General features: G+C 45.3%; 8 protein-coding genes. 1 reads left to right on the top strand and 7 read right to left on the bottom strand.

Going from position 1 to position 11,184, the window contains the following annotated elements:
- Positions 1-91: 91 nt before the first annotated feature.
- Positions 92-433 carry a DUF2799 domain-containing protein gene (locus QTO00_RS07205; RefSeq protein WP_331423950.1) on the bottom strand — a complete coding sequence of 114 codons (342 nt, stop codon included), beginning with the start codon at positions 431-433 and terminating at the stop codon, positions 92-94.
- 263 nt (positions 434-696) lie between these two features.
- On the opposite strand from QTO00_RS07205, the gene QTO00_RS07210 reads away from it, so the two are divergent.
- A complete protein-coding gene (locus tag QTO00_RS07210) occupies positions 697-2,181 on the top strand; it encodes a carbon starvation CstA family protein (protein ID WP_331423952.1) in 1,485 nt (494 codons plus the stop codon).
- A gap of 94 nt (positions 2,182-2,275) precedes the next feature.
- Here QTO00_RS07210 and QTO00_RS07215 read toward each other — a convergent pair whose 3' ends face one another.
- The 6 genes from QTO00_RS07215 to ribF all read right to left on the bottom strand — a co-directional run.
- Positions 2,276-5,041, bottom strand: a complete 2,766-nt coding sequence (locus QTO00_RS07215; protein ID WP_331423953.1) for a M16 family metallopeptidase — start codon at positions 5,039-5,041, stop codon at positions 2,276-2,278.
- A 217-nt stretch (positions 5,042-5,258) separates the two neighbouring features.
- Positions 5,259-6,224, bottom strand: a complete 966-nt coding sequence (gene ispH, locus QTO00_RS07220) for a 4-hydroxy-3-methylbut-2-enyl diphosphate reductase (RefSeq protein ID WP_331423955.1) — start codon at positions 6,222-6,224, stop codon at positions 5,259-5,261.
- A gap of 26 nt (positions 6,225-6,250) precedes the next feature.
- Entirely contained in the window at positions 6,251-6,682 is a 432-nt protein-coding gene (gene fkpB / locus QTO00_RS07225) for an FKBP-type peptidyl-prolyl cis-trans isomerase (protein ID WP_331423957.1), read from the bottom strand.
- 136 nt (positions 6,683-6,818) lie between these two features.
- A complete protein-coding gene (gene lspA, locus QTO00_RS07230) occupies positions 6,819-7,322 on the bottom strand; it encodes a signal peptidase II (protein WP_331423959.1) in 504 nt (167 codons plus the stop codon).
- A gap of 276 nt (positions 7,323-7,598) precedes the next feature.
- Positions 7,599-10,445, bottom strand: a complete 2,847-nt coding sequence (ileS, locus tag QTO00_RS07235; RefSeq protein ID WP_331423960.1) for an isoleucine--tRNA ligase — start codon at positions 10,443-10,445, stop codon at positions 7,599-7,601.
- A 55-nt stretch (positions 10,446-10,500) separates the two neighbouring features.
- On the bottom strand, positions 10,501-11,184 hold a 684-nt coding region (ribF, locus tag QTO00_RS07240; RefSeq protein ID WP_331423962.1), incomplete at its 5' end, for a bifunctional riboflavin kinase/FAD synthetase.

The following is an 11,184-nucleotide window of genomic DNA, read 5'->3' on the forward strand; positions in this document are numbered from 1 at the left end:
GAGCAGTTCAGGATCATCAAACAGACTAGCCTTTAATTTAGTAGCAAAAGGGAGAAATCACGCCTTCTCCCTGTGTCATTTCATTGCGTAACTAGTTCTGATACTCATTCCAACCGCGCTGCCACTCCATGCGGAATTTCTGTGCCGTCTCCGTTCCCTCACAAACACCTTCATAGTACTGACCTGATAGACCAATTTGGTATGCGAAGTCTGGGTTACAATACTCGCTAATTCCTTCAAGATAACCCTGCTCATAATCAGAATGTTTAGCGCTACCTAAACTTGCTAAATCATTGTAAGAACGTTGAGTGTGTCCAGTAATACCATCTTGATATCCGATTTGATACCAATCTCCTTGCTTAGCTAACTCTTCCGGGGTGCTGCTACACGCCGCCAAAACTGCCACTAACGCTGCGATAACGATTTTTTTCATTGTTTTTCCTTATTGATGCAGACAATCGAAGGCTAGCTATCTTAAGGTCTGAACCCTAGTTATTGATATAACAACAGAATTGCACGCCTACCATTAATCAAACCACTAAATACCAATAAATGCCACTCGCCACCAGCAAAAACCGCTTATTTTCTCAATCCGCCACTCATTTCGCTATTTGACCACTCACTCCAGAAGCGAATGAAGATGGCTAAGCATGCGCATAATATGCATGGTGAGCTTAATTATTAAGGACAAGTGCTATGTTGTGGTTTCTAACCTGTGTTGCAGCCCTAATCGGCGGATACTTTATTTATGGGGCTTTTGTAGAAAAAGTCTTTGGCATTAACGAGAAGCGTCAGACACCCGCGCATACTAAAGCGGATGGCGTTGACTACGTTCCAATGTCGACCAAGAAAGTTTACCTAGTTCAGCTACTTAACATCGCTGGCGTTGGTCCTATCTTTGGTCCAATCATGGGCGCACTGTATGGCCCTGCCGCTATGCTATGGATTGTGATTGGCTGTATTTTCGCGGGTGCCGTACATGACTACTTCTCTGGTATGTTGTCAGTACGAAACGGCGGTGCTTCCGTTCCTACCATAACAGGCCGCTACTTAGGCAATGGCGCAAAACACTTTATGAATATCTTTGCCATTGTTCTACTGTTGCTAGTTGGTGTTGTTTTCGTTTCTGCTCCTGCAGGTATGATCACCAACCTAATCAACGATCAAACAGACCTAACAGTTAGCATGACCACTATGGTTGTGGTGATCTTTGCTTACTACATCATCGCGACGATTGTTCCTGTTGATAAAATCATTGGCCGCTTCTACCCACTGTTTGGCGCTCTTCTAATCTTCATGTCTGTTGGCCTGATGACTGCGGTAGCTCTATCGAGCGAACACACTGTTATGGGTGAGTTCCAAGTTAGCGATATGTTCACTAACCTAAACCCGAACGATATGCCAATTTGGCCTGCACTATTCATTACCATCGCTTGTGGTGCTATCTCTGGTTTCCACGCTACTCAATCGCCACTAATGGCACGTTGTATGGAGAACGAGAAAAACGGTCGCTTTGTATTCTACGGTGCAATGATTGGTGAGGGTGTGATTGCTCTTATCTGGTGTGCGCTTGCACTCTCTTTCTTCGGTACAATGGACGGCCTTGCAGAAGCAGTTAAGAATGGCGGCCCAGGTAACGTAGTATACAGCGCAAGCTTCGGCCTACTTGGCGTATTTGGCGGTATTTTGGCTTTCCTAGGTGTAGTTATTCTACCTATCACTTCTGGTGACACTGCGTTCCGCTCTAGCCGTCTGATTCTGGCTGAGTACTTCAACGTTGACCAAAAGGCGCTGCGTAACCGCCTAATGATGGCTATCCCACTGTTTGTTATCGGTGGCATCTTAACTCAAGTAGACTTCGGCGTTATCTGGCGTTACTTCGGCTTTGCTAACCAATCAACAGCTGTAATGATGCTGTGGACTGCGTCAGCATACCTACTTCGTCACAATAAACTGCACTGGATCACTACCGTACCAGCCATCTTCATGACGACTGTATGTGCGACCTTTATTCTAAACAACAGCACACTAGGCTTTGGCTTACCGATTGCAGTTTCAACCGTATCAGGCATCTTGTTTGCTCTAGCGATTACCGCTTACGTGATTAAAACGTCTAAAGGTAAAGGCGAAACAGAATTAGCGGATGAAGAAAAACCAACCACCGCGACGGAAACGGTATAACGGCTTTGATATCTTTGCTTGCAAAACAAAAGGCTCCCTCGGGAGCCTTTCTTAAAACTAAACCAAATGCAACTGGGCTTTTTCGCTCATCCAGTTACTTTTTCGGTGATAAGGTCGCGGTTATTTTTTGACTGTTGGCACCAAATGTCCAAGTTGCTCTTTGCTGAATATCGCTTAAGCTAATGCTGTCCGCAGTTGCTTCGATATTCAATAGTGCGTCAAGTCCATAACCATGAATCAAATAACGACTATAAAACCAAGCACGCTGAGCTGGGTCTTCATCAAGTGGCTTTAGCCCATTGGTAAGTTGCTTAAGTGCCGTACTTTTCTCTTGCTCTGTGATCGAGCTAGCGAGACCCGCGAATAAAGTGCTTAAGGCCTGCTGTACCTCATGGACATCTTTTGCAGCCACTTTGACATTGACAAACCAGTCCGATACTAACTCACCATCTTGAGTGACAGGATACACTTCTGGAGAGTAATCTAAGCCACGCTTTTCTCGCACTTCATCGAGCAGTCGTGCACTTGCAATACGTTGCAAGGCATCTTCAGCAAACAGGTCTTTAGCTGTTTTGGGTTGTGTTTGCATATTAATCAATCGAGTGAGAACGGCCGTCCCCTTCTCTTGGCTTTCTGCCACATCAAGCTGTTGAGTCAGATTAAGGTTATAGCCGTTATCAAAGTTAAGCGGTAACGCTTGCTGCGAGTTGAAGGCTATTGGAGCGATATACTTACGCAGCATTGCCGCTACTTGATTTGACTCTAAGTCAGCAATAATGACTAACTTGTTGTCTCGGTTGTAGCTAAATAGTTGATTATGAACACTGAGTAGTTGCTCTGGTGTCACTGTAGCTATGTCAGAGTTCAATATAAAACGGTGACGACTGCTAGGCTGATAAGTAGTAGCATTGATCGCCTTGTACCATTGCCCCTCAGGCGAGGCAAAGAAAGCATTGTTATCTTGGTAAATTTCCTGTTTCACTGCTTCAAGCTGACGTGACTCTACCTTTACCTCTTGCGAGATATTGAAAATAACATTGAGCGCGAGGGACAACTCTTTAGCGGCACTGTTTATCTCAACACCGTGGGCAGTAAAGCCGACGAAAGGATACACTGCAATATCTTTCTTGCGTAGGAAACTATCAAACTGGGAGCCATTAAACTCTCCCAAGCCACTGCGAGCGGCCGTTGGTACAAGTAGATTTGCGGCTGCATATAGATCTGGTGTCAATGCAGATTTACCACCTTGGCTAGCATAAACCAAGTGAGCTCTCTTACCCGCTTTTTCATCTCGTTGATACCAAACCTCAATGCCATTACCAAGTTGCCATACCGTGAGATCTCGCTCCTTATCGACTCGTGATACTATCTCACCAGGTGCTTTAGGTTGCAGTATTTCCGACGTTACCGCCTGAAGAGCTTGAGGCTTAGTTCCTTGCTGTTGATACTCTTGTGATACTTTCACCAACGCGCTATCTAAATCGCTTGACGACTCATTGGCACTATAACCTTGCAACCAAGTAATGTCGGACGACAATAAGTCATTAAGGTTTTTATTTACTCGAGTTAAGTCTACGTGGGCAATAAAGTCGTTTAGACTTGATTGTTTAAACTCGCGACTTTGCACCGGCATTGCTTGTTCGATCGCGAGTAACTTCTCTTCTATGATCTGCAGCGGCTTGCGCTTATCCCAGTCACTATCGAGGTTTTCAAGTGCACTGGTGTAGCTAGCCATTATGCTGTCCAATTCGTCTTGACTCACGCCGTAGTCACGCAAAGATCGTAGCGTTGCCAAGAACGTCTCTTGAGTCGCATCACGTTGGTCAGAAGCAAATGCAATCTCAGTGACAGAGAGACTATTGTAATCTAGCCACTGTGTATAACTGCCCGAATACTGAACCGCTATGGCGGCATCATTAAGTGCAGCGTTAAGGCGCTGAGTAATCAACTGTTGAGCAATATCATCTAGCCAGAACTGATACTGCTGCTTGTACTTGTTGATGGCGATAGGCCCTCTATCGACAATCATGTGTAAACTCGGCGACTCCATATCCCCAGTTGGCAGTGAACGAGAGCTAGAGTCAATAGAGACTGTACGCTGCTTCTCGACCGCAGGTTGCCCATTACTTTTCCAGCTTAAGAACTGCTCAGCAATCAACATTGAAAGCTCTTTAGAGTTAATATTGCCAGCAATAACTAACTCTGCATTCTGTGGCTGATACCAAGTATGATAGTAATCAATTAAGCCTTGGGAGGTCGCTTGTTGCACCGCATCCTCAGTACCAAGCGGGTCACGGTTTTCTAAGATTGAGCCTTTAATAGCAGCCAGATACGCCTTTGTCGCTAGCGACTCATTCTCTGGTCGAGACAAACGAAACTCACCCAGAATTACCCCCTTTTCTCGCTCTACTTGCTCAGGAGCAAACTCAATGCCATCAGCGACATCTCTCATCCAAGTTAAGGCTAGAGATAAGTGCTCCTTGTCTGCTAAATCCATTTTGTAGGCCGTCATCTGATAACCAGTAAAGGCATTGATATCGGCGCCAAAACTACCACCAGTTTTCTCGAACATCTTAATAACGTCATTACCGGTAAAGTTTCGGCTACCATTGAAAGCCATATGTTCTACAAAGTGCGCATAACCGCGTTGCTCGCTTGACTCTTGCAGAGAGCCAGCATGAATAATAAGACGGATAGAGATCTCTTCATCATCCGTCGGATAGAGGTGATAACGCAATCCATTATCGAGTTGATGTTGACTCCAGTTTGCGTCTTCAGGTATGGGTTTGTCTAACTCAGAGTTACAACCGACACTAAATAGAATTAATAAGGGGAAAAGCCATTGTGTGACAACTTTCATGAACAGCTCCTAGTTCAAATACTTGGAGCACTATAGCGTTTTGACTTTAAAAAATGTGCAACAGCCAGTGTAATTGCAGCAAAAATGCGAAACAAAACACTGAAATTTGCAACTTGCATAAATGTCAGTTAAATACTGACACTTTCACACAATGAAACAAAAAAAGCCCTTAACTCCTCAAAGAGTTAAGGGCTTGTCTTTTTCTTTTTGTAGAGATCTAATCTACTTGCTTAATCTGAAGCTCTTTTGGTACTTCAAAGAACATATTTTCTTCACGGCCTTGGATCTCTTCTACCGCTTGAGAGCCCACAATTTGTTTAATTGTGTCTAAAATTTTATTGACCAACTCTTCAGGTGCAGAAGCCCCTGCCGTTACGCCAACTTTGACCTTCCCATCAAACCACTCAGGTTTGATATCTTCAGGGCAGTCTGTCAGGTAACCTGGCGTGCCTAGCTTTTCTGCTAGCTCTTTTAGCCGAGTTGAGTTCGATGAGTTCTTTGAGCCTACCACAATCACGACATCAACGTCTGCTGCCATTTCTCGTACCGCATCCTGACGATTTTGGGTCGCGTAGCAGATATCATCTTTACGCGGGCCTTGAATATCGGGGAAGACTCGACGAAGCTCATCGATAACATCCGCTGTCTCATCTACTGATAAGGTCGTTTGGCTCACATAGTGCAGATGACTAGGATCTTTTATCTTAGCTTTAAGCTCAATAACGTCTTCTGGTCTTTCAACCAGATACATACCACCCTTATCACTAGAATACTGTCCCATGGTGCCTTCGACTTCCGGGTGACCGGCATGACCGATCAGTACGACTTCCATATGCTTGCGACTGGCACGCGCCACTTCCATATGAACCTTGGTCACCAACGGACAGGTGGCATCAAACACAGTTAAATCACGCTGTTTTGCCTCATTGCGCACAGCTTGAGAGACACCATGAGCGGAAAAAATGACGATGTTGTCATCTGGCACTTCACTCAGTTCTTCAACAAAGATAGCACCACGCTGTTTCAACCCTTCAACCACAAAACGATTGTGTACTACCTCATGGCGTACGTAAATTGGTGGTTGGTATAGCTCTAGCGCTCTTTCGACAATGCTGATCGCGCGATCAACACCAGCACAAAAGCCACGTGGGTTTGCTAACTTAATTTTCATTTCATTGCTCATGATGATTATATTTTCGCTTTGGCTGGCTATTCTACTGACAAAATTTCAACTTCAAAAGTGACATCTTGCCCAGCGAGTGGATGGTTAAAATCAACGGTCACTGAATCGCCAGCGATTTCTTTAATGATTCCTGGAATTTCCATCCCGTCAGGGCCTGAGAACGCCATAATAGTGCCAACTTCCACTTCCGCATCACCGACAAACTTAGCGCGATCCATGTAGTGCACGTTATCAGGATTTGGCATACCAAATGCGTCTTCAGCTTTAAGCTCAATCGCTTTATTGTCACCGGTCGTCAGTCCTAACAGGCACTGTTCAAAACTTTCACTCAGGCTACCATCGCCAATCACTAACTTAGCCGGTTTGCCCATGTTATGAGTGCTATCGGCTACCGAGCCATCTTTCATTTTGATTGTGAAGTGTAGAGTTACCGCTGAATCTTGGGCTATTGTCGTCACGTTACTGCTTCCTTGAGGTTATTGTTATGTTCACAGCGTCCGAGAATAGGTGCCACCGCTGTGAATATGACGGGTATACTAAAAAGCACTACGGGAATCAACCGACAGCACCTAAGGTTATTCCACTTATCACGGATTAGGCTTTAGCGTCTTGTTTATTGCGAAAGCCATCGAGAATGATCATTGCCGCACCAATACAGATGGTTGAGTCAGCCAGGTTGAAAGCAGGCCAATGATAGTTGCCCCAAAAGAAGTCGAGGTAATCAACGACAAAACCGTGGACAACGCGGTCAAACACATTACCCACAGCACCACCAATAATCATGGCATAAGCGATATTATTCCACTTTTCCTTAGCTGGTAGCTTGCTCATCCAGTAGGTCAGCATTGCAGTAACCACAAACGCGATGCCGGTAAATAGCCAGCGTTGCCAACCTGCTTGGTCACTTAAGAAGCTGAATGCCGCCCCATAGTTATGTACGTACAGCAGATTAAAGAAAGGCAGTACTTCGATACGATTAGCCCAGCCATAACCCATGTTATCCATCACAAAAAGCTTGATGCCGATATCAGCAAAGAAGATCACGATCGCAAGCCAAAGCCAGCGTACACCAGATTGTTTTAGTGGAATGTTACTCATTAGAGTTCCTACCAATTATTAAAAGCTCGCCACTCCACCAGTGAGGTGCGAGCAAATCAAAAATTCAATTAATTAGAGATCCCCAACTCGGTCGTTCCTCCCTCTTGAGGATGACGGTACGACTAAACTCAAGACTGTCATTCCTTAGAGCGAAGAATGAGTGAGTAAGGAATCTCGATCAACTTGAACTACTCTTACCTAAGTGTCTCTAACGAGCAGTTAAAAATAACCCCAGTAGGTACTGGGGCTATTCAATTTCAATAAAGTTCCGAAAACCTAGGCAAAGCGGCGTGTTTCACCTTCCCCATCAACGTTCGACACACAACGACCACAGATCTTCTCGTGACCTTCAATTGTGCCTACGTCTGGAGTGTGGTGCCAACAACGGTCACACTTCTCGTTCTCTGTTGCTTTCACTTCAACGAACAGACCTTCTACATCTGTTGCTTGTGCAGCATCTGTTTTGTCGCTTAGCGGCTTAACAACTGCAGCTGAAGTCAGTAGCGCAAAGCGTAGCTCATCTTCTAGCTTACCTAGTTTCGCTGCTAGTGCGTCATCTGCAAACAGAGTCACTTCAGCTTGTAGTGAACCACCGATGGTTTTCTCTTTACGAGCATCTTCTAGTAGCTTGTTCACGCCACCACGAACGGCTTGGATTTCAGCCCAAAATTCGTTGTTCAGCTCTTCGCCTTCTGCTAGACCGAATAGACCTTCATACCATTCGCCAGTGAAAACAAACTTATCACGGCTTTCACCTGTCGGAAGGGAAGCTGGCATTTCGTTCCAGATCTCGTCTGCAGTGAATGACATAATTGGCGCCATCCAACGAACAAGCGCTTCTACGATGTAGTAAAGCGCAGTCTGACAGCTACGTTGAGCATGGCCACCAAGCTTCGCTGTGTACTGACGGTCTTTAATTACGTCTAGGTAGAATGAGCCCATTTCAATCGAACAGAACTGCATTAGACGCTGAGTTACCGCGTGAGTGTTGTACTCACCGTAAGCTTTCACGATCTCTTCTTGAGCAGCCAGTGCACGACCTACAGCCCAACGATCCAGTGCCACCATCTCTTCCGCAGGAACAAGATCCGTTGCTGGGTTGAAACCACTTAGGTTTGCTAGGAAGAAACGTGCTGTGTTACGGATACGACGGTACGCATCTGCAGAGCGTTTTAGGATTTCATCAGAAACCGCAACTTCACCTGTGTAATCAGTTGAAGCTACCCATAGACGCAGGATATCTGCACCTAGCTTGTTCGTCACATCTTTGGGCGCAACGACGTTACCAATAGATTTCGACATCTTGCGGCCTTGACCATCAACGACGAAACCATGAGTAAGCACTTGCTTGTATGGCGCTTCATCTTTCATCGCGATAGATGAAATTAGTGAAGACTGGAACCAACCACGGTGTTGGTCAGAACCCTCTAGGTATAGGTCTGCTGACGCGCCGTTATACTCCTCACGAGCATCAACCACTGAGTAGTGAGTTACACCTGAGTCGAACCATACGTCTAGCGTATCGAGTACTTTTTCGTATTTGTCTGCTTCTTCGCCTAGTAGGTCTGAGATTTCTAGATCCCACCAAGCTTGAATGCCTTTCTGTTCAACTAGCTGAGCAACTTTCTCTACTAGTTCAATTGTATTTGGATGTAGCTCTGCTGTCTCTTTGTGAACAAACAAAGCAATTGGCACACCCCAAGTACGTTGACGAGAGATACACCACTCAGGGCGACCTTCAATCATACCTTCGATGCGGCTTTGACCCCACTCAGGCATCCACTCAACACCTTTGATTGACTCTAGTGCTTTTGCACGTAGGCCAGCTTGGTCCATAGACACGAACCATTGTGGTGTTGCACGGAAGATGATTGGCGTTTTGTGTCTCCAACAGTGTGGGTAGCTGTGCTCGTATGCGTGGTGATGTAGAAGCGCGCCTTTCTCTTTTAGCGTTTCAACCACTGCATCATTGGCTTTAAATACGTGCTGACCAGCAAATAGCTCAGTATCTGGCAAGTAAACGCCGTTTGAGCCAACTGGGTTAGCTACTTCAAGACCGTACTTGTTACCTACCGCGAAGTCTTCCTGACCGTGACCAGGGGCTGTGTGAACCACACCTGTACCCGATTCAGTCGTTACGTGATCGCCAAGGATCGCAGGAACGGTAAAATCGTAGAATGGGTGGTTGAACTGAGACAGCTCAAGATCGCTACCTTTAGCAAAACCAAGGTTATGGAAGTGCTCGATACCTGCACGGTCCATTACGTCTTTCGCCAGTTCAGAAGCAACGATGATTCGCTCTTTCGACTCACCTTCAACTTGGATAAGTACGTACTCTAGATCATCACGTAGACATACTGCGCGGTTTGCTGGCAGAGTCCAAGGTGTGGTTGTCCAGATAACGATAGAGATATCACCTTCGCCTTCATGACCTTCGTTCAATGCGAACTTAGATAGAAGTGCTGCTTCATCAGCTGCTTTAAAGCGAACGTCGATAGATGGAGAAACTTTATCTTTGTACTCTACTTCTGCTTCAGCAAGCGCAGAGCCACAGTCAGTACACCAGTGAACAGGTTTAAAACCTTTTAGTAGATGACCGTTATCAGCAATCTTACCTAGCGCACGGATGATGTTTGCTTCAGTAGCAAAATCCATAGTGCGGTAAGGCTTGTCCCACTCACCCATAATGCCTAGGCGTTTAAAGCTCTCTTTTTGACCTTCTACCTGACCTTCAGCGTACTTACGACACTCTTCACGGAACTCAGCCGCAGAAATTTTTTGGCCTGGCTTGCCTTTCTTCTTCTCTACCATTAGTTCAATTGGTAGGCCGTGACAGTCCCAACCTGGAATGTACGGTGCATCAAAACCAGAAAGTGTTTTGGATTTAATAATAATGTCTTTAAGAATCTTGTTTAGTGCGTGACCAATATGAATGTCACCATTCGCATATGGAGGGCCATCATGTAGAACGAAAGATTTTTTGCCTTTCTTCGCTTTACGGATTTCGCCGTAAAGGTCTTCTTTATACCAACGCTTAAGCATTTCTGGCTCACGATTTGCCAGATTGCCACGCATCGGAAACCCTGTTTCAGGAAGGTTCAGGGTATCTTTATACTCACTCATCGATTCTTAATTCCGTTGTGTTGGGTGACAGTTAGACATTATGCCAAGCAGCGAACTAAACCGCTTGGGCTTTATACTGACGCAGCCACACCCTTGCTGCCTCAGCATCCAATTCAATTTGTTGTTTTAAAGCTTCGAATGAATCAAATTTGTGCTCATCACGAATCTTATCTAAAAGTACAATTTCTAGCTGTTTGCCATATAAATTTGCTTTAAAGTCAAATAAGTGCACTTCTAATTGTTGGCGTACGCCATTGACCGTTGGTCTGTTACCTATATTAGCAACACCTCCAATCGGCTCATCGCCCAAGCCTAAAGCTTGAACGGTATAAACACCAGAGACTGGCGAGACACAGCGTTTTAGTGGGATATTAGCCGTAGGGAAACCAATGGTTCTACCCAATTTTCGACCATGCGATACTCGACCACTAATACTATAATCACGTCCAAGCATCTGTTTTGCTTGCAATAGGTTGTCTTTCGCTAACGCTTCTCTAATCGCAGTGCTACTCACGCGTAATTGCTGTAAACAAAAGCTATGAGTACTGACTACCTCAAAACCATGCTTTTCACCTGCTTCTTGCAGCATCGCAAAGTTGCCTTTACGACCGCGACCGAAACAAAAGTCATCGCCTACGACAAGAAACTTAACACCCAAACGCTTCACCAACAAGTCACTAATAAACTCGTCAGCACTTTGATTGGCGAACTGATGATTAAAGTTCACACACAGCAATCT

It is taken from the genome of Vibrio sp. M260118, assembly GCF_036533755.1.
Lineage (GTDB): Bacteria > Pseudomonadota > Gammaproteobacteria > Enterobacterales > Vibrionaceae > Vibrio.

Coding starts and splice junctions, on each gene's coding strand:
- QTO00_RS07205 (WP_331423950.1), bottom strand. CDS start 433: ATGAAAAAAATCGTTATCGCAGCGTTAGTGGCAGTTTTGGCGGCGTGT.
- QTO00_RS07210 (WP_331423952.1), top strand. CDS start 697: ATGTTGTGGTTTCTAACCTGTGTTGCAGCCCTAATCGGCGGATACTTT.
- QTO00_RS07215 (WP_331423953.1), bottom strand. CDS start 5,041: ATGAAAGTTGTCACACAATGGCTTTTCCCCTTATTAATTCTATTTAGT.
- ispH (WP_331423955.1), bottom strand. CDS start 6,224: ATGAGCAATGAAATGAAAATTAAGTTAGCAAACCCACGTGGCTTTTGT.
- lspA (WP_331423959.1), bottom strand. CDS start 7,322: ATGAGTAACATTCCACTAAAACAATCTGGTGTACGCTGGCTTTGGCTT.
- ileS (WP_331423960.1), bottom strand. CDS start 10,445: ATGAGTGAGTATAAAGATACCCTGAACCTTCCTGAAACAGGGTTTCCG.